General features: G+C 52.4%; 17 protein-coding genes. 8 read left to right on the plus strand and 9 right to left on the minus strand.

Features of this window, described 5'->3' with window-relative positions; genetic code table 11:
- The first annotated feature begins 66 nt into the window (after positions 1 to 66).
- Positions 67 to 513 (plus strand): NUDIX domain-containing protein, encoded by a 447-nt coding sequence (locus ACRBCU_RS02545; protein ID WP_431363999.1) that lies wholly within the window; start codon positions 67 to 69, stop codon positions 511 to 513.
- On the opposite strand, the gene ACRBCU_RS02550 is transcribed toward ACRBCU_RS02545, so the two are convergent.
- On the minus strand, positions 506 to 1,774 hold the full coding sequence (locus ACRBCU_RS02550) for a PP2C family protein-serine/threonine phosphatase (protein WP_431363794.1): 1,269 nt from the start codon (positions 1,772 to 1,774) through the stop codon (positions 506 to 508). The two genes, ACRBCU_RS02545 and ACRBCU_RS02550, sit on opposite strands and share 8 nt — an antisense overlap.
- A gap of 146 nt (positions 1,775 to 1,920) precedes the next feature.
- On the opposite strand from ACRBCU_RS02550, the gene ACRBCU_RS02555 reads away from it, so the two are divergent.
- Positions 1,921 to 2,250: an Hpt domain-containing protein gene (locus tag ACRBCU_RS02555; protein WP_431363795.1), complete on the plus strand. Its 330-nt coding sequence runs from the start codon at positions 1,921 to 1,923 to the stop codon at positions 2,248 to 2,250.
- A 1-nt stretch (position 2,251) separates the two neighbouring features.
- Here the strand turns inward: ACRBCU_RS02555 and ACRBCU_RS02560 are convergent, their stop codons facing one another.
- Together ACRBCU_RS02560 and ilvA are read right to left on the minus strand one after the other, a co-directional pair.
- The gene (locus ACRBCU_RS02560) at positions 2,252 to 3,058 is read right to left on the minus strand and encodes an SDR family oxidoreductase (protein WP_431363796.1); all 807 of its coding nucleotides are present in this window, start codon (positions 3,056 to 3,058) and stop codon (positions 2,252 to 2,254) included.
- 9 nt (positions 3,059 to 3,067) lie between these two features.
- On the minus strand, positions 3,068 to 4,306 hold the full coding sequence (gene ilvA / locus ACRBCU_RS02565; RefSeq protein ID WP_431363797.1) for a threonine ammonia-lyase IlvA: 1,239 nt from the start codon (positions 4,304 to 4,306) through the stop codon (positions 3,068 to 3,070).
- A 116-nt stretch (positions 4,307 to 4,422) separates the two neighbouring features.
- Here ilvA and ACRBCU_RS02570 point away from each other — a divergent pair, with 116 nt between their 5' ends.
- Positions 4,423 to 5,640 (plus strand): argininosuccinate synthase, encoded by a 1,218-nt coding sequence (locus ACRBCU_RS02570; protein WP_431363798.1) that lies wholly within the window; start codon positions 4,423 to 4,425, stop codon positions 5,638 to 5,640.
- A 6-nt stretch (positions 5,641 to 5,646) separates the two neighbouring features.
- Here the strand turns inward: ACRBCU_RS02570 and ACRBCU_RS02575 are convergent, their stop codons facing one another.
- A complete protein-coding gene (locus ACRBCU_RS02575; protein WP_431363799.1) occupies positions 5,647 to 6,360 on the minus strand; it encodes an HAD family hydrolase in 714 nt (237 codons plus the stop codon).
- A gap of 144 nt (positions 6,361 to 6,504) precedes the next feature.
- Between ACRBCU_RS02575 and msrA the strand changes: the two genes are divergently transcribed.
- The gene (msrA, locus tag ACRBCU_RS02580; RefSeq protein ID WP_431363800.1) at positions 6,505 to 7,167 is read left to right on the plus strand and encodes a peptide-methionine (S)-S-oxide reductase MsrA; all 663 of its coding nucleotides are present in this window, start codon (positions 6,505 to 6,507) and stop codon (positions 7,165 to 7,167) included.
- Here the strand turns inward: msrA and ACRBCU_RS02585 are convergent.
- Positions 7,164 to 8,039 (minus strand): ribokinase, encoded by an 876-nt coding sequence (locus ACRBCU_RS02585; protein ID WP_431363801.1) that lies wholly within the window; start codon positions 8,037 to 8,039, stop codon positions 7,164 to 7,166. The genes msrA and ACRBCU_RS02585 overlap by 4 nt on opposite strands.
- A gap of 21 nt (positions 8,040 to 8,060) precedes the next feature.
- A complete protein-coding gene (locus tag ACRBCU_RS02590) occupies positions 8,061 to 10,316 on the minus strand; it encodes an NADP-dependent malic enzyme (protein WP_431363802.1) in 2,256 nt (751 codons plus the stop codon).
- A 128-nt stretch (positions 10,317 to 10,444) separates the two neighbouring features.
- On the opposite strand from ACRBCU_RS02590, the gene mutS reads away from it, so the two are divergent.
- Positions 10,445 to 13,090 (plus strand): DNA mismatch repair protein MutS, encoded by a 2,646-nt coding sequence (mutS, locus tag ACRBCU_RS02595; RefSeq protein ID WP_431363803.1) that lies wholly within the window; start codon positions 10,445 to 10,447, stop codon positions 13,088 to 13,090.
- Positions 13,091 to 13,136: 46 nt separating this feature from the next.
- Here mutS and ACRBCU_RS02600 read toward each other — a convergent pair whose 3' ends face one another.
- Together ACRBCU_RS02600 and hrcA are read right to left on the minus strand one after the other, a co-directional pair.
- The gene (locus ACRBCU_RS02600; protein WP_431363804.1) at positions 13,137 to 13,706 is read right to left on the minus strand and encodes a nucleotide exchange factor GrpE; all 570 of its coding nucleotides are present in this window, start codon (positions 13,704 to 13,706) and stop codon (positions 13,137 to 13,139) included.
- A 10-nt stretch (positions 13,707 to 13,716) separates the two neighbouring features.
- On the minus strand, positions 13,717 to 14,778 hold the full coding sequence (hrcA, locus tag ACRBCU_RS02605; RefSeq protein ID WP_431363805.1) for a heat-inducible transcriptional repressor HrcA: 1,062 nt from the start codon (positions 14,776 to 14,778) through the stop codon (positions 13,717 to 13,719).
- Positions 14,779 to 14,892: 114 nt separating this feature from the next.
- Between hrcA and rph the strand changes: the two genes are divergently transcribed.
- From rph to hemW, 3 genes are read left to right on the plus strand one after another with little or no spacing between them, the layout of a single operon-like run.
- A complete protein-coding gene (gene rph / locus ACRBCU_RS02610) occupies positions 14,893 to 15,606 on the plus strand; it encodes a ribonuclease PH (RefSeq protein WP_431363806.1) in 714 nt (237 codons plus the stop codon).
- Positions 15,603 to 16,217 (plus strand): RdgB/HAM1 family non-canonical purine NTP pyrophosphatase, encoded by a 615-nt coding sequence (gene rdgB / locus ACRBCU_RS02615; RefSeq protein ID WP_431363807.1) that lies wholly within the window; start codon positions 15,603 to 15,605, stop codon positions 16,215 to 16,217. Before rph ends, rdgB begins: the two co-directional genes overlap by 4 nt.
- Positions 16,207 to 17,361 carry a radical SAM family heme chaperone HemW gene (hemW, locus tag ACRBCU_RS02620; RefSeq protein ID WP_431363808.1) on the plus strand — a complete coding sequence of 385 codons (1,155 nt, stop codon included), beginning with the start codon at positions 16,207 to 16,209 and terminating at the stop codon, positions 17,359 to 17,361. The genes rdgB and hemW overlap by 11 nt, the downstream gene beginning before the upstream one ends.
- On the opposite strand, the gene ACRBCU_RS02625 is transcribed toward hemW, so the two are convergent.
- Positions 17,358 to 18,248, minus strand: a complete 891-nt coding sequence (locus ACRBCU_RS02625; protein WP_431363809.1) for a ParB/RepB/Spo0J family partition protein — start codon at positions 18,246 to 18,248, stop codon at positions 17,358 to 17,360. The genes hemW and ACRBCU_RS02625 overlap by 4 nt on opposite strands.
- Between the last annotated feature and the right edge of the window lie 2 nt (positions 18,249 to 18,250).

Consider the following 18,250-nt stretch of genomic DNA (forward strand, 5'->3'; position numbering starts at 1 on the left):
TATTCGCAGGCTCTTGGCATACCGCGCCTATATAGGCGCTTCAAGCTGAGGTCCAAGGGCAGGCAAATGATCAGACGTTTTGGTACTTTACCGAAGAAAGACACAAAATATCGCAGTCGTCCGGGCGCTTACGCTGTGTTGGTTCGTAACGATCAGATTTTATTGACTTTTCAACAACACCCGACCCCGGAATTCCAACTTCCGGGTGGCGGAATTGATCCACACGAAAATACGATCCCAGCTTTGCGCCGTGAAATCATGGAAGAAACAGGTTGGACGATTGGAGCCCCGCGCCGTCTGGGTGCCTTTAAAGAATTCACTTTCATGCCAGAATACAATCTATGGGCAGAGAAAATTTGCCACGTCTATTTTGCGCGACCCTCTCGGCAGGTTTGCGACCCGACAGAAGAGGGCCATACCAGTCACTTGGTTTCTGTTGAGGAAGCAGCAAGGCTGGTACCAAACAAGGGTTCGCGCCACTTTCTAAATCAAGCAATCTGCGCGCTTAGATAGGTTTTTGTTCATACAGAACAGCTGATACGTCATCCGGAAACCCTGCCTCATCCGCATACTCGGACAACATCCAAACCAAAGTTTCTAAAAACTGCGGGCCCTTTGATCCATTCAACGATCGAACGAGCCTTTCGAAACCCTCTTCTCCGAGCATAACATCTGACGCATCGGGGCATTCAGTAAATCCGTCAGACGCGAGTACGAGCTGATCCCCCGGATTGAGCTGTATCTGAAACTCTTCGAAACCCACATCTTCGAACAGGCCAACGGGCAGTCCGCCTGTCCCAGTCTGCTCGATCGCGCCATTCGCGCGCCGCACCAATGGATGCGGGTGGCCAGCCTGACAAAGAGTTGTCAAACCCGTTTTCATATTTGCGATAGTCAAAATCACGGTAAAGTAGTGATCCGTTTCCATTTCTTCGAGAACAATTCGATTGAGGTCCGCAACAACTTCGGAAGGTGGACGCGGGCAAATTTCGCCATCTGCCCCATAGATCAACGCTATGTTTTGCTCTGGCGAAGGCGACGTTAAATACCCTGCCAATCGCGCTGTCATAAGGGCGGAGCTGACGCCATGCCCTGATACGTCAATCGCGAAAAAACCGACCTCAGTCTTGGAAATCGGAAAGTAGCCGACAAGATCGCCACCAACGTGACCAGCGGATAAAAGAACAAATGACAAAGAGGCATTCTCAAACTCTTTATGCTTTTCGCGCACCAAGGATTGTTGAAGCTTCTTCGCTTCGATCAGATCCTGATTAAGTGAATCATGTACTGCGCGAAGCTCGTTGAGCGTGTCCGACATGACTTTTGCCTGACTGATCAGCGTGCGTTGCATTTGAATAATACGTTCGCCTGCCGCCAATCGTGCCCGCAACTCAATGCTATTTACGGGTTTAGATAAAAAATCATCTGCGCCCCCTTCCAGACCCTTCGCGACATCGCCTTTCTCGCTCTTGGAGGTTAGCAGGATGAAGTATCCATATCCTTCACGCGGCATTTTCTTGAACGCTTCACAAAACGCCAAGCCATCCATTCCGGGCATCACCCAATCGCTTAACACGAGGTCGGGTGGCCATGAATTACATACGTCAAGCGCGTCTTTGCCTGATTCAGCTTCACGTACATCGTACCCCATGCGAGACAGCGACGCCGAAAGAATTCGGCGCTGCAATCGGCTATCATCAACAATGAGAACTTTGATTTTCTCGTTCACATCTGAGACCGCTTGGACATGCTCTATTTTCTGGATCGCGCTCACATAATTACTCCTGATCCTGCTCTCTGTATGGCCAAGGTGCTAAGGAAACATGAATGTTAAAATGCTCTACAAATCCTGCGCCATTGCTCTTGGAGTGAAACGGAAAGTTAACACTGACTTCGTTAGATACCTGTGTTGGAGGTGCCATGATCAACTGGGCTAGAATAACGGAGCTGCGCGAAGAAATTGGCGCAGAAGATTTTGAAGAAGTGGTCGAATTGTTTTTAAGCGAAGTTGAAGAACGCTTGGAAACGGTGAGTGCCGACAAAAGCTTTGAAGATTTCGAAGAGGATATGCACTTCTTAAAGGGAAGCGCGTTAAATTTGGGGTTCGAAGAACTCGCAAGGCTTTGCAGCGACGGCGAAAGCCGCGCCGCTTCAAAAGACGCGATTAGCGATATCGCTTCGATCTTTGCGGCCTATGAAAAATCCAAACAAATCTTCTTGTCGAAACTCTCTGGCGAACAAGCTGCGTGACTTAGATGAACTTGTGCATCTCTTTAAGGTCACCGCACTCGGATTCACGAAGAAATTTGCGGCGAAGATCCTTCATGCCAGCGACCCAACGCGCGTGATCTGTTGCTTTCAACGCAACAAATTCAGACACTTGTGGATGGGGTAGAATAAAGAATTCTTTCTTCTTCATTCCTTCAATAACACAATTTGCAACGTCTTCAGCGCTAATCAAAGAGCCTGTAACCTCGGTATCATCATTCATACTGAGTAGCGGTGTTGCGACGTATTGCGGGCAAACGACCGAGACATCGATCCCATCGTCATTATGCGTGATCGCCAAAGACTCGGCAAAGCTCACCGCGGCATGTTTGGTCGCTGAATAGGCCGCGTCGCCAATTTGATTCAGCAAACCTGCGGCCGAAGCAACATTCACCAAATAGCCACTGCCACGCGTGATCATCTCAGGCAAAACCGCACGTGCTGCGAAAACATGCGACATTACATGAACGTCCCAGTTAAGTTGCCAAACCTCTGTGCTGGCAGATGCAGCATGTTGCGGTTCTCCCATCGCCAATCCTGCGTTTGAAATAAACACATCTATCGGCCCATGGGCCGCCTCGACATCCTTAACAAGCGCCGCAATGTTGTCTTCAACGCGCACGTCGCATTGCAGGGCAAGCGCTCCGATTTCTTTCGCGACGCTTTGCGCCGCCTCCAAGTTCAGATCAGACACGCAAACTTTCGCACCTTGGCGAGAGAACGCCCTCGCGATAGCGGCACCGATGCCGCTGCCAGCCCCGGTTACAACTACGGTTTTGCCTTCAAACACATGCGTCTCCTAAATCAAAAACTGCGCCAAAATTTCGTCGTCTGTAATATCTGTATAAGTGAAGCCAGCGTCTTCGAGCTTCGCGAGCAAGATATCAAAACTCTCTGGTTTCTTCGTCTCAAGCCCGATCAAAACAGAACCGAAGTTGCGCGCTGACTTTTTCAGATACTCAAACCGACTGATATCGTCATCCGGGCCCAATATGCCTAAAAATTCCTTCAATGCTCCGGGACGTTGCGGCATACGAAGGATAAAATACTTCTTCAAACCTGCAAATCGCTGCGCGCGCTCTTTGACTTCGGGCAATCGTTCAAAATCAAAGTTACCGCCAGACGCGATGCAAACAACCTGCTGACCCCTGATCTCGTCTCGCAAATCTTTCAATGCATCAAGCGCCAAAGCGCCCGCTGGTTCAAGCACAATGCCCTCGATATTCAGCATTTCGAGCATCGTAATACAAAGGCGATCTTCGCTGATTTGAAGGGTGTCTTCGAGCGAGACATCCTTCAATCGTGCGAATGTCTTTGCACCAATTCGCCCAACCGCAGCCCCGTCCGCAAAGGTATCAACATTCTCAAGATCAACTGGTTTGCCCGCCTTCAAAGCCTCGTAAAGACATGCGCCCCCCATAGGTTCAACAAAATTGAGGGCGCAACGATCCCCGACATAGCTGCGCACACCCGAAGACAAACCGCCGCCACCAACGGGCAGAATGATTCGATCTGGCAGCTTCCCTAGCTGAGATTCAATTTCCACAACAACAGAGGCTTGCCCCTCGATCACGTCCTCGTCGTCAAACGGTGATAAGAAATGCCCGCCCATTTCAGCGCAATAGGCTTGCGCGGCGCGCAACGTGTCATCAAAATAGTCACCGACGAGCCTTACATCCACATGATCACCACCGAAAATTCGCGTCTTGTCGATCTTTTGCTGCGGCGTCGTGACGGGCATAAAAATCGTACCCTTCACCGCAAAATGCTTGCTCATATACGCCACGCCTTGTGCATGGTTACCAGCGCTGGCGCACACAAATTGTTTCTGTTCGGGCGCAGCATTCAGCACCTTTCGCATTGCATTGAAAGCTCCGCGAAGCTTGTAGCTACGCACTGGCGAAAGGTCTTCGCGCTTTAGCCAGATATCGGCATCAAAGGCCTCTGACAAATGCACATTCCGCTGCAACGGGGTGGCTGGCAGAACGCTTCGAATAGCGTGTTCTGCGAGGATCGCTCTATCTTGAAAACTGGTCATTTCATGTGTCTGACGCAGCGCTCGCGCGCATTCAAGCCCTTTGCGCGCTACGTCGTCTTGCCGAGCCTTGCAAAAAAGGGTATCGCGCGCTCAAATTCTCCTGAAAGGAACCCGCGATGACTGCGCCTAAAAAAGTCGTTTTGGCCTATTCTGGCGGCCTCGACACCTCCATTATCTTGAAATGGCTCGAAGCCGAATACGGTTGCGAGGTCGTAACCTTCACTGCCGACCTCGGCCAAGGCGAAGAGCTTGAGCCAGCCCGCGCCAAGGCGGAGCTAATGGGTGTTAAGGACATCTACATCGAAGACGTACGCGAAGAATTCGTGCGCGATTTTGTTTTCCCGATGTTCCGCGCCAATGCCGTGTACGAAGGTCTTTACCTGCTCGGCACATCCATCGCACGTCCGCTGATTTCCAAGCGTCTGATTGAGATCGCTGAAGAAGTCGGCGCCGATGCCATCGCGCATGGCGCAACGGGCAAGGGCAACGATCAAGTTCGTTTTGAACTGGCGGCCTATGCGCTGAACCCCGACATCAAGGTGATCGCGCCTTGGCGTGAATGGGATCTGACCAGCCGTACCAAGCTGATCGACTTCGCAGAAAAGCACCAGATCCCAATCGCCAAAGACAAACGCGGCGAGGCACCATTCTCAGTCGACGCGAACCTCTTGCACACTTCCTCCGAGGGCAAAGTGCTGGAAGACCCAGCCGTGGATGCGCCAGAGTATGTGTACCAGCGCACGGTCAGCCCAGAGGAAGCGCCGAGCGAGCCAGAATTCATCGAGATTGGCTTTGAAAAGGGCGACGCCGTTTCCATCAACGGTGAGGCGATGAGCCCAGCGACCGTTCTGACGAAGCTCAACGAACTTGGTGGCAAGCACGGCATTGGCCGTCTGGATTTCGTTGAGAACCGTTTCGTCGGCATGAAGTCCCGCGGCATTTATGAAACGCCCGGCGGCACTGTTCTGCTCGAGGCGCATCGCGGTATTGAGCAGATCACGCTCGACAGCGGCGCGGGTCATCTCAAGGACAGCCTAATGCCTCGCTACGCCGAGCTGATCTACAACGGTTTCTGGTTCTCTCCAGAGCGTGAAATGCTGCAAGCGGCAATCGACAAGAGCCAAGAGCATGTCACAGGCACGGTTCGCCTGAAGCTCTACAAAGGGTCTGCAACAACGGTTGGTCGTTGGTCCGATCACAGCCTCTATTCAGAGGCCCATGTGACCTTTGAAGACGACGCAGGCGCCTACGATCAAAAGGACGCCGCAGGCTTTATCCAGCTCAACGCGCTGCGCTTGAAACTGCTGGCCGCTCGTGAGCGTCGCCTGAAATAATAGACCCTAAATTGACAGTTTAAGCGCTGCCAGTCTCTCGTAGATTGGCAGCGCTTTTTCGTTGATGGCCTCAAGGTCGCTCGAAAGCGCGGGCAATGGCCCCTCTGCGCCAGCAAAACCAGTAGAGCGATGCACGGCGTCATACCAATGCTCGCCCCACACTCCGTCATAGCGCTTTGCTCCGCTTGGCCAGGACAACATGGCATCGTCCCAATTCAACCCAATTGCATTGCACAAGGCACGTAGCGTCCCTTCAGCATCTTCGCGAATATCATTGGAATCTACGATCACCGGCGTTTGCCCCAAGGAGCAGGCGAATTCATATAGCTCAAGTTGCTGCACAAACCCTATATCATCTAGCGTTAGCACATCATGCTTGTTTGACCAGCTGGCCAACACGCGCGCCGGGTGACGAATTAGAAAAACATTTGTTACTTCAGACATCCAAGCGCGAGGAAACCCTGACAACATGTGTTGGGTCATATGTTTTTGATACTGATGATTGGTTCTATCAGGCTCTAACAAGGCCGATGCGATCTGGTTTGCATCTTTACTTTGCGAGGTAAGTACCTTGTCTCGCATTGGGTGATCCAAGCCTGACTTTGCCAAATATGCCGCATAGAACGGTTCATCAATTGCGCTCATATCGCTTCGATTGCCAAAGCTATACATTAACGCTGTCGATAGGTTTCGCGGTCCTGACCACATTGCGATCTTCATAACTTGCTCCTTGTTGGTCGAACGCTAAGCGTCTCTTGATCCATTCGACAAGCAGTAAAATATGCTCACCAAGCTGTGACATTCGATGTCACCCAATTGATTGCACCCCAAAAGCTGCGTTAGCTGGCAGAAAGGGAGAGAAGCATGTTCCATCTTAAAAACATCAAACCCGCGATTTTGGCCGGACTCATAGTCGTCGGTTTAGCGCTTCACAGCCAACCCGCAAAAGCTGCCGGAACCGAAGTTCTTACAGTCGCTGGTGGTTGCTTTTGGTGCGTCGAGAGCGATTTTGAAAGCGTCAAAGGCGTGAAAGAGGTCGTATCTGGATACACAGGCGGCAAAACACAAAACCCGACATACAAGCAGATTACAAAGGGTGGCACGGGTCACTATGAAGCCGTTCAAATCACGTTTGACCCCGCAAAGGTAAGTCGCGATCAGTTGCTTCATATGTTCTTTCGCTCAGTCGATCCAACGGACGCAGGAGGTCAATTCTGTGATCGCGGTGAAAGCTATCGTACCGCCATTTTCGTCTCTGACAATGCGCAGAGCGCCTCCGCAAAGGCCGCAAAGCAGGCGGCACAAAACGCTCTAGGCAAAAAGATCGTAACCCCGATTTTGCAAGCTGGGAAATTCTACGACGCCGAAGCTTACCATCAAGACTACTACAAAGGTTCTAAACGCGTTTTGACCCGCTTTGGTCCGATCAAACAGTCTGACGCATACAAACGTTACCGCAAAGGATGTGGAAGGGACGCACGCGTAAAGCAGCTTTGGGGCAATGACGCACCATTTGTCGGCCATTAAACGCCTGAAAACGCCTCGACCTCTTTCAGGTCGGGGATCACATCCGCCGTTCCCATGCGCGTCACCATCAAAGCGGCAGCGCGCGTGGCCAGAGACATCGCTTGCCCCATCGACAAACCACGATCGAGCGCAGAAAGCACATATCCCGTAAACGTATCGCCCGCCCCCGTCGTATCAACAGGCGTCACGTTGATCGCATCGAAATGCTGATCTATACCTGCGCCAGCATTGATCCATCGCGCACCTTTGCTCCCAAGAGTTACGATGATGTCAGTGACGTCCATCGCATCAATGCGTGTTGAAAGAGCCGCTTCAAGTTGAGCCGCCTCAACCTCATTCAGTATCAGAAAATCTAGATACGGCAGGACGCGTTCCACAGCTTGAGCATCAAAGGGAGCGGCTGCATAACAGACACGAAACCCCAGCGTAGAGGCTATTTTAGCCGCATCAGCCTGTGCATTCGTTTCATTCTGGGTAACAAAAATGTCGGCTGTGGTGCCTAAACTCAAAGCTTGTTCAATTGACGCAATTGGTATGGCCTGATTTGCACCCGACAATAGTGTAATTGCATTCTCACCAGCGTCATCAACGTTGATAATTGCGTGACCCGTGGGAGTGTCTATTGACGAGATATGGCGCGTATCAACCCCGTATTCCATCAATCGATCTCTCGCCCAAAGCCCATCTTTGCCAACCGCGCCTATGTGCGCCACATGGCTACCTGCTCGCGCAGCAGCGACCGACATATTTGCGCCCTTGCCGCCCAAGCCCGTTTGCAATGAATGTGCCGCCAAGGTTTCCCCTGCGCCCGGCAAATGCGGGACACGGTAGACGTGGTCAGCGTTGATCGATCCAAGATTGAAGATGGTCATATGCGCCCCTTAAAGGCGGGATTAACCCACCTTACAGGAAGCCAATACCGCCATATTCAAAATGTCATTCGCCGTCGCAACAGTTGAACAAATCTGAATCGGCTTATCAACGCCGCTTAGAATTGGACCAATCACCGTCGCACCTGCCATTTCCTGCATCAGCTTAACGGAAATACTGGCAGAGTGGCGCGCAGGCACAACCAAAACATTTGCGGGGCCAGTCAAACGCGAGAATGGGTATTGCTCAGCCGACTTGGCATTCAGCGCTACATCAACCGTCATTTCGCCTTCGTACTCAAAATCTACACCGCGTTCTTGTAGAACGCTTGGTGCAATGTGCATCTTTTCCGCGCGCTCCGAAACAGGATAGCCAAAGGTTGAGAAGCTAACAAAAGCGACACGCGGCTCAAGCCCCAAGTGACGCGCAACCGCTGCTCCGCGCTCTGCAATCGTCGCAAGATCGTTCTCGTCAGGCCATTCATGCACCAACGTATCCGCCATCAAGACGATTCGACCTTTGTGCAGCAATGCTGTAACGCCAACGGCACCGTTCTTGGCATCTGCGTCAAATACGTGGTTCACCAGCTCAAGCACATGCGCAGATTTGCGTGTTGCACCGGTCACAAGGCCATCACCATGCCCGTGCGCCAACATCAAAGATGAAAATACGTGACGATCCCGCGTTGCAAGACGGTGAACATCGACGCGGTCAAATCCTTTGCGCTGCAAGCGCTCGTAGAGATACTCTTTGTAGGTATCGAGATGCTGCGTATTTGCCGCGTTTACCACTTCCAACTCACGATAGGCATCTCCAAGGCCAGCTTCTTCAAGCTTGACCCTCACATCCTTTTCGCGTCCGACAACAAGCGCTTTTCCAAGGCCATTACGTTGATACGTGACCGCAGCGCGCAAGACGCGCGGATCGTCACCCTCTGCAAAAATCATCCGTGCCTGCGCAGAACGTGCGCGCGCATTAATACCGCGCAGAATGCTTGCCGTTGGATCCATACGCGTTTTTAGCGAAAGCTCATATGACTCCATGTCGATGATCGGACGGCGCGCAACGCCAGTGTCCATACCTGCCTTAGCCACAGCAGGGGGAATGCGGTGGATCAAACGCGGATCAAACGGCGTCGGAATGATGTAATCACGGCCGAACGTCAGGTTTTTGCCATAAGCCAGTGCCACTTCGTCAGGCACATCTTCACGCGCCAAGTTCGCCAAAGCGTGGGCGCATGCGATCTTCATTTCATCGTTGATCGCACGTGCGTTAATGTCCAAAGCGCCGCGGAACAAATAAGGAAAGCCCAATACGTTGTTCACTTGGTTCGGGTAATCACTACGGCCCGTCGCAACAATCGCGTCTGCGCGCACTTCATGGGCGTCTTCTGGCGTGATTTCCGGATCAGGGTTCGCCATCGCGAAGATAACCGGGTTATCCGCCATCGCCTGAACCATCTCTTGCGTCACGGCACCTTTTACCGACACACCAAGAAAGACATCTGCGCCCTTCATCGCTTCTTCAAGCGTTCGCAATTCCGTTGTAATCGCATGCGCCGATTTCCACTGGTTCATACCCTCGGTACGACCCTGATAAATCACGCCTTTGGTATCGCAAACGATGCAGTTTTCGTGTCGCGCGCCCATGGATTTGAGCAACTCGATACACGCAATGCCAGCAGCGCCTGCTCCGTTAAGAACGATCTTCACATCTTCGATCTTTTTGCCAGACAAATGCAAAGCGTTCAAAAGACCTGCCGCACAGATAACAGCCGTGCCGTGCTGGTCATCGTGGAAGACAGGTATGTCCATTTCTTCCTTAAGGCGCTGCTCGATGATGAAACATTCTGGTGCCTTGATGTCCTCAAGGTTGATGCCGCCAAAAGTTGGTCCCATCAAACGCACGGCTTCACAGAACTTGTCGGGGTCTTCTGTATCAAGCTCGATATCGATGGAATTCACATCCGCGAAACGCTTGAACAGAACCGCCTTACCTTCCATCACCGGCTTGGAGCCAAGCGCGCCAAGATTGCCGAGGCCAAGAACCGCAGTACCGTTGGAAATCACCGCAACAAGGTTGCCCTTGTTGGTATAATCATAGGCCAACTCGGGATTTTCAGCGATTGCTTCACATGGAACAGCAACGCCCGGCGAATAGGCCAACGATAAATCACGCTGCGTTGTCATTGGCACGGTTGCGCTAATTTCAAACTTGCCCGGCGTCGGCTCTAGGTGGAACGCAAGAGCGTCTTCATCGGTGATCTTTTGCTTGGACATTTCGGTGCATTCCCTATGGCGTTTCGGCCTCATATCTTATGCGCGTGCCACGCTCAACACCCCTTGGTTTTCAGCTTTCACCTTGGTAGCGCTAAAGGTAGTCTACCCTTCAAGTTCAGGGGAATTTCATGAGCACTGCCAAACCATCCGTAACGCCAATGATGGCGCAATTTCTGGAGATCAAACAAGATTATCCCGAAGCGTTGCTGTTCTACAGGATGGGTGATTTTTACGAACTGTTTTTTGATGACGCCGTTGCTGCGTCCGAAGCACTCGACATTGCGTTAACCAAACGCGGCAAACATGAGGGGAATGAAATTCCCATGTGCGGTGTTCCGCATCACGCCGCCGAAGGGTATCTGCTCACGCTTATCCGCAAAGGGTATCGCGTTGCCGTGTGCGAGCAAATGGAAAGCCCCGCTGAAGCAAAGAAGCGCGGCAGCAAATCTGTTGTGCGCCGCGAGGTTATTCGCCTCGTCACACCCGGCACCTTGACCGAAGAAAGCCTGCTGGAAGCACGGCGTCATAACTTTCTTGCTGCCTATTCCGATGTGCGCGGCGATGGGGCTCTTGCTTGGGCCGATATGTCCACAGGTGCGTTTCACGTGATGCCTGTAAATGCTGTTCGTCTTTCACCTGAACTTGCCCGACTTGCGCCAAGCGAGGTAGTCCTTTCGGACACCTCAGACATTGAAACCCTCAATTTAGTCTCTGAATCTGGCGCATCTACATCACCCTTGTCACCCAGCGCATTTGATAGTGTGCAAGGTGCAAAACGTATTTGCGATGTTTTTCAAATCGCCTCGCTTGATGCATTTGGCGAATTCACGCGCGCTGAAATTTCAGCGATGAGCGCGTTGATCGAATATTTGGACATAACCCAAAAAGGCAAGCTCCCCCTGCTGCGCCCACCCCAAAAAGAAAGCAGCGGTGGCACGATGCAAATCGACGCTGCAACGCGCCGCAATCTCGAGCTCACCCAAGCTTTGAACGGCGGGCGTGCCGGCTCGCTTTTGGCAGTGATAGATCGCAGTGTCACAGCGGGTGGTGGTCGTTTGCTTGAGCGACGCTTGTCCAGTCCGTCGCGCGATCTACAGACGATACAAGCACGATTAGACGCGGTGTCATGGTTCTTCAAAAACGACCGTGCCTGCGAAGACTTGCGCAGTTCTTTGCGAAAGGTCCCAGATTTGGATCGCGCTCTTTCGCGCATTTCGCTGGATCGTGGCGGACCTCGGGATATCGCAGCCATCCGCAATGGTCTTGAGCAAGCAGAGGTTATCCAAACCAACGGCTTTGACGCCGCACCTGACCTGTTGAGCGAAAATCTTCATGCGCTTGGCAACCACATAGAACTCATCGAGCTTCTGAGCGATGCGCTGGTGGCCGAACCTCCCCTTCTCTCTCGTGATGGCGGGTTTATCGCATCTGGCTTTGACGAAGAGCTCGATGAAACCCGTGCCTTGCGCGATGAGGGGCGCGGTATCATTGCAAGCATGCAAAAGAGCTATGCTGATACCGCCGGCATTGCGTCACTTAAGATCAAGCACAATAACGTCCTTGGCTACTTCATTGAAACCACGGCCACGCATGCAGAAAAGATGCTCGCGGCACCGCTGAATGAGACCTTTATCCATCGTCAAACCACAGCGAACCAAGTGCGTTTTACCACCGTTGATCTGTCCGAACTTGAGACCAAAATTCTCAACGCTGGCAACCGAGCTTTGGAAATCGAAAAGCGCCACTTTCAGACTCTAACAAATGCAATTCTGGCGAAGGCGGCTGAGGTATCCAACACCGCCCGTGCCCTTGCAGAGCTTGATCTTAACGCAAGCCTCGCCGCGCTTGCGCGTTCCGAAAATTGGAACGCACCCAAGGTCGACGGAACCCGCGTTTTCGACATCCGCGGGGGGCGTCATCCAGTCGTCGAACATGCCCTTCGCAGCCAAGGCGGCGCGCCTTTCATCGCCAATGATTGCGATCTGGCAGATGATATTGATGGCGCCGCGATTTGGTTACTCACTGGTCCCAACATGGCGGGTAAATCTACGTTTCTGCGTCAGAACGCTCTCATCGCTGTATTGGCGCAGATGGGAAGTTTTGTGCCAGCGCAATCTGCACATATCGGTGTTGTCAGCCAATTGTTTAGCCGTGTTGGCGCCTCTGATGATCTCGCGCGAGGGCGCTCTACTTTTATGGTAGAAATGGTCGAAACCGCTGCGATCCTTAACCAAGCGGATGATCGCGCGCTGGTCATTCTTGATGAAATTGGCCGCGGCACTGCGACCTACGATGGTCTTTCCATCGCTTGGGCCACGCTCGAACATCTACATGACGTCAACAAATCACGTGCGCTTTTTGCCACGCACTATCATGAGTTGACCAACCTCACTGCCAAGCTTGACGGAGCGGAAAATGCTACAGTTTCCGTGCGTGAATGGGAGGGAGATGTCATCTTTCTTCACGAGGTCATCAAAGGCGCCGCAGATCGCAGTTACGGTGTTCAGGTCGCCAAGCTTGCTGGCCTACCAAGCGCAGTTGTTGAACGCGCGCGCATTGTTCTGGATGCGCTCGAAAAGGGCGAGCGCGAAGGCGGCGGGCAAAAGGCCGTTATCGACGATCTTCCTCTATTCTCAGCCGCTCCGCCCCCTGCACCAGTTCAAACGAAACAATCCCCTGCGGTCGATCTACTCGAAACGATCCATCCTGATGAACTCACACCAAAAGATGCGCTGGATCTTATCTATCAACTGAAAGAGGCGTCTCGAACCTAATCGAAACGCCTCGTATCTTCTTTATGTAATCCTCAAGTCCGATGGATTACTTAGGAGTTGAGCTAACCCCAACCTGTGCAGGACGCAGCAAACGGTCATGCAGCATAAAGCCTTCTGCCGCGACTTGAATAATGTCGCCAGCAGTCGTGCCCGGAACCGGCGCTTCGAACATTGCTTGATGCACTTGCGGGTCAAACTTGTCGCCAACCTCTGGAGAAACAGGCGAAATTCCGTGTTTTCCAAAGACGTTAACCAACTCGCGCATGGTTAGCTCGACGCCTTCAATCAATGCAGCGGAAACTTCGCGTTGCTCGTCAGTCGCCGCCTCCAAGGCGCGTTTCATGTTGTCATAGACAGGCAGCAAATCGCGGGCCAGCTTGGAGCCGCCATAATTTTCCGCTTCTTTGCGATCACGGTCCGAACGCTTGCGCGCGTTCTCTGCATCTGCCAAAGCGCGCATAAAGCGGTCTTTAAACTCGTCGCGCTCTGCCGTTAGTACGGCCAATTCATCGGCAGCTAACTCTTCTTCAGTCGGCTCTGCCTCTTCCTGTTCATCAAATTCCGCTTCCAGCGCATCTAAGTCGTCTAGAAATTCGTTTTCGTCACGCTTTGCCATTTCTCTACCTTTAGCTTCGGTCGGAAATGAGCTTGCCGACCAGCTGTGCCGTGTAATCAACAATTGGAACGATCCGTCCGTAATTCAAACGAGTCGGGCCAATGACGCCCACAGCACCGATAATTTTTCGATCAGCGTTCATATAAGGAGAAACGACCAAAGAGGAACCCGAAAGTGAGAAAAGTTTGTTCTCAGAGCCAATAAAAATGCGCACACCGTCGCCGTCTTGGGTAAGTTCCAGAAAATCAGCGATATCTCGCTTGCGTTCAAGGTCATCAAACAGGGTTCTGATGCGTTCTAACTCTTCTTCTTCCGCCTCTCCCGCCAGCAAATTGGAGCGCCCACGCACGATCAAACGCTCATGATGCTCGCCCTCATTTTCCCAAACGGCCAATCCGCTATCAATCAAGTCACGCGCCAAGGCATCTATTTCTTGACGACGCGCCAAGATTTCATGGCGAATCACTGTTTGTAACTCGCTCAGCGTACGCCCTTCCATAAGCGCATTCAGAAAATTCGCGGCTTCACGCATAGAACTAGGGGTTTGGCCGGGCGGCGGTGTGAACAAGCGATTTTCAACATGGCCATCGCCAAAAACCAGCACCACCAACGCACGATCTGTGGAAAGCGATACAAACTCAATGTGCTTGATTGGCGCTTCGTGTTTCGGGGTCAAAACCAGCGAGGCCCCTTGCGTTACACCAGATAGCGCTGACCCAACGCGATCCAACAAATCACCAACGTCAGATCCGTTCCCGACAGTCGTGTTTATCTTGTCGCGATCGCTGCTATCGAGGTCGTCGACTTCAAGTAGGCCATCAACAAACATGCGCAGACCTTTTTGCGTCGGCACGCGCCCCGCGCTCACATGGGGGCTGCCAAGAAGGCCAAGAAATTCCAGATCCTGCATCACATTACGGATGGTCGCTGCGCTTACCTTTTCCGACAGCGACCGCGTTAAGGTACGCGATCCGACAGGTTCGCCATTGGCGAGATAGCCCTCGACGATCTGGCGAAACACTTCGCGCGAGCGATCATTCATCTCCGACAGTAATTGTGGTCCGTCCTGCATATTCTCTTTCCCAAGGAACGCCCCATTAAGACCGCTCTCAAAGCCAAAGGTCAATCGGGGTTGCGTCCCGATGCAGCGCGCCTGTATCTCATAGGCAAATCGAAAGGATACTTTATGCGACCCTCTGGACGTAAACTCGACGAAATGCGCGCTGTTTCTATCGAAACCAATGTGACGAAACATGCCGAAGGGTCTTGCATGATCAAGATGGGCGATACCCATGTTTTGTGCACCGCCACGCTTGAAGCCCGGGTTCCTCCGTTTATCAAAGGGTCAGGATTGGGTTGGGTAACCGCTGAATATGGCATGCTTCCCCGCTCCACCACATCACGTATGCGCCGCGAAGCGACAGCAGGCAAACAAGGAGGTCGAACCGTCGAAATTCAGAGACTAATAGGGCGTTCTTTGCGTGCTGGCGTCGATCGCGTTGCATTGGGCGAGCGTCAAATCACCATTGATTGCGATGTCATTCAGGCCGACGGCGGCACGCGCTGTGCCTCCATCACAGGCGGCTGGGTCGCACTGAAACTTGCAGTGAACAAGCTGATCAAGGCGGGTGACGTGATCTCTGATCCGCTCATCAGTCCCGTTTCTGCGGTCTCTTGCGGCATCTACGCGGGTCAACCTGTGTTGGACCTTGATTATCCAGAAGACAGCGAAGCAGGCGTCGATGGTAACTTTATCATGCTCGCCAATGGCCAAATGATCGAAACCCAGATGAGCGCTGAAGGCAGCACATATTCGCGCGATCAAATGAACCAATTGCTCGATCTCGCTGAAAAGGGCGTTAAAGAGTTGTCAGAACTGCAATTGGCAGCAACAGCATGAGCCGAAAGTTCACTGAGCAAACCCTTCTCATTGCAACGCACAACGCTGGAAAGCTCGAAGAAATGCGCGAATTGCTTGCGCCTTTTGGGGTGAGTGTTGTTGGCGCAGCGGAAAAGAACCTGCCAGAGCCTGAAGAGACCGAAAACAATTTCGTAGGTAATGCGCGCATCAAAGCCCACGCGGCGGTCAAGGCGACGGGCTTGCCTGCGTTGTCTGACGACAGCGGAATTGAAGTTGAAGCGCTTGGGAACGAGCCGGGCGTTTACACTGCTGATTGGGCAGAAACGCCAAACGGGCGCGACTTCGTTATGGCGATGACCAAGACACATAACAAGCTGGAGGCGATCAACGCTCCCCACCCTCGCAAGGCGCGCTTTTGCTCGACGCTTGTTCTCGCTTGGCCCGATGGACACGACGAAGTGTTCGAAGGAAAAGTTAACGGATCGCTCGTTTGGCCGATGCGTGGCTCGGTTGGTCATGGCTACGATCCGATGTTCATGCCAGATGGTTATGACATCACGTTTGGCGAAATGGCGTTTGAGAAGAAAAACGAAATCAGCCATCGCGCAGACGCGTTTGCCAAATTGGTAAAGGGCTGTTTTGAACGCTGATTGGCAAAACGGCGGCTTTGGCATTTATGTCCACTGGCCGTTCTGTCAGGCCAAGTGTCCCTATTGTGATTTCAACAGCCACGTTTCACGTGAAATAGATGAGGCGCGCTGGTTGCGTTCCTATCTCGCTGAACTTGATCGCGCGGCGCTTGAACTTCCAAATCGGATCGTCACCTCAATCTTTTTTGGCGGCGGCACGCCTAGCCTCATGCATCCCGATAGCGTCACTGCAATCATTGAGCGGATCCGCAAGCATTGGCCGATGTCCAACGACCCAGAAATCACGCTCGAGGCAAATCCCGGTTCGGTCGAGGCTGGCCGCTTCCGTGGTTATGCGGATGGCGGTGTTTCCCGAATCTCGATGGGTGTTCAGGCGCTGAATGATCGCGACCTAAAACGTCTCGGACGCATCCACTCTGTCGAAGAAGCCAAGCACGCCTTCGACATTGCGCGCAGCACATTTGAACGTGTGAGTTTCGATCTTATATACGCACGACAGGACCAAACCCTCGAAAACTGGAAAAATGAGCTAAATGAAGCCCTTTGTTTGGCAATTGATCATCTGTCACTTTATCAGTTAACTATCGAAAAAGGCACAGCTTTTTCGGCTCGTTACGAAAAAGGCGGTCTCACAGGGCTTCCTGTCGAGGACCTCGCCGCAGATATGTACGATATTACCAACGAGCTCTGCGAGAGAGCCGGCTTTTCAGGCTACGAAGTTTCCAATTACGCCAAGATCGGAGCCGAGTCGCGGCACAACCTGATCTATTGGCGCTATGGTGATTACCTCGGAATTGGCCCCGGCGCGCACGGACGGTTGACGATCAACGGTCAACGTCACGCGACAGAACATTATAAAATGCCAAACGCCTGGTTGGAAAATTCCGAGCGCGGCACAGGCGAGAAGGTTCGCAACCAATTGTCCGCGACGGATCAAGCCAACGAATACCTCATGATGGGTTTGCGCATTTCTGAGGGCATTGACGTGGCCCGCATTGAAGCGCTCGCAAAACAGCCATTGAATGAAATCGCTCTATCGCATCTCATCGAACTGGGCCTACTCAAAAGAAAAGGCCCGCAATTGCGGGCCAGCTCTCAAGGTCGTTTGTTGCTGAACTCGGTCATTGCCGAATTGATTTTCTAGGTGATGCTTAGAATACGGCAGATTTCGTCCAACTGATCGAGCGATGCATATTTGATCGAAACCTGACCCGACTCGCCGCCTGCCTTGTGATCCACTTGGACAGGCAATCCGACTGCTGCGCTCAAATCTTTTTCAAGCGCCTTCGTGTCGGCATCTTTTTCCGTACCAGCAACGCGGCGTTTCGAGGAAGACCCACCACCCGTATCTGGCTTTTTCTTCGCCAATGCTTCTGTTGCACGTACCGACAAACCTTGCGCAACAACTTGCTTTGCCAACGCCGAAGGGTCGTCGGATGTTATCAACGCGCGCGCATGCCCTGCCGAGAGCTGTCCTGCCACTAGCATGTCCTGAACATCTGAAGGCAATTGCAAAAGGCGCATTAGATTTGCGATATGGCTGCGACTTTTGCCCATTTCTTCGGCAAGTTTTTCCTGCGTATGGCCAAATTTGTCCATGAGCTGGCGATAGCCTGTCGCTTCTTCGACCGGATTCAAATCAGCGCGTTGAATGTTCTCGATAATCGCGACTTCAAGTACCTCAGTATCGGTAAATTCCCGAATTAATACTGGAATATCATGGAGTTGCGCTATTTGAGCAGCACGCCAACGACGTTCGCCCGCTACGATTTCATATTCGCCTTCGCCTCTTGCACGCACGATAAGCGGTTGAATGATACCTTTGGCCTTTATAGACGCCGCCAAGTCTTGCAGCTGATCTTCTGTAAAGCTACGACGCGGCTGATCAGGGTTTGCGAACACCTTCTCAATCGGAACCATCATATCCGGACGCGGAGGACTTGTTCGCGAACTTGTCGGCTCTGGCCCGACATCTGCCATCAATGCAGATAGTCCACGTCCCAAACCACGGTTTTTTCTTCCTTCAGCCATGA

Source organism: Planktotalea sp., from assembly GCF_050633725.1.
Taxonomy (GTDB): Bacteria; Pseudomonadota; Alphaproteobacteria; order Rhodobacterales; family Rhodobacteraceae; genus Planktotalea.

What these genes read in the sequence shown, in the direction of transcription:
- ACRBCU_RS02545 (WP_431363999.1), top strand. Translation starts at nt 67, where the DNA reads ATGATCAGACGTTTTGGTACTTTACCGAAGAAAGACACAAAATATCGC.
- ACRBCU_RS02555 (WP_431363795.1), top strand. Translation starts at nt 1,921, where the DNA reads ATGATCAACTGGGCTAGAATAACGGAGCTGCGCGAAGAAATTGGCGCA.
- ilvA (WP_431363797.1), bottom strand. Translation starts at nt 4,306, where the DNA reads ATGACCAGTTTTCAAGATAGAGCGATCCTCGCAGAACACGCTATTCGA.
- ACRBCU_RS02570 (WP_431363798.1), top strand. Translation starts at nt 4,423, where the DNA reads ATGACTGCGCCTAAAAAAGTCGTTTTGGCCTATTCTGGCGGCCTCGAC.
- ACRBCU_RS02575 (WP_431363799.1), bottom strand. Translation starts at nt 6,360, where the DNA reads ATGAAGATCGCAATGTGGTCAGGACCGCGAAACCTATCGACAGCGTTA.
- msrA (WP_431363800.1), top strand. Translation starts at nt 6,505, where the DNA reads ATGTTCCATCTTAAAAACATCAAACCCGCGATTTTGGCCGGACTCATA.
- ACRBCU_RS02585 (WP_431363801.1), bottom strand. Translation starts at nt 8,039, where the DNA reads ATGACCATCTTCAATCTTGGATCGATCAACGCTGACCACGTCTACCGT.
- ACRBCU_RS02590 (WP_431363802.1), bottom strand. Translation starts at nt 10,316, where the DNA reads ATGTCCAAGCAAAAGATCACCGATGAAGACGCTCTTGCGTTCCACCTA.
- mutS (WP_431363803.1), top strand. Translation starts at nt 10,445, where the DNA reads ATGAGCACTGCCAAACCATCCGTAACGCCAATGATGGCGCAATTTCTG.
- ACRBCU_RS02600 (WP_431363804.1), bottom strand. Translation starts at nt 13,706, where the DNA reads ATGGCAAAGCGTGACGAAAACGAATTTCTAGACGACTTAGATGCGCTG.
- hrcA (WP_431363805.1), bottom strand. Translation starts at nt 14,778, where the DNA reads ATGCAGGACGGACCACAATTACTGTCGGAGATGAATGATCGCTCGCGC.
- rph (WP_431363806.1), top strand. Translation starts at nt 14,893, where the DNA reads ATGCGACCCTCTGGACGTAAACTCGACGAAATGCGCGCTGTTTCTATC.
- rdgB (WP_431363807.1), top strand. Translation starts at nt 15,603, where the DNA reads ATGAGCCGAAAGTTCACTGAGCAAACCCTTCTCATTGCAACGCACAAC.
- ACRBCU_RS02625 (WP_431363809.1), bottom strand. Translation starts at nt 18,248, where the DNA reads ATGGCTGAAGGAAGAAAAAACCGTGGTTTGGGACGTGGACTATCTGCA.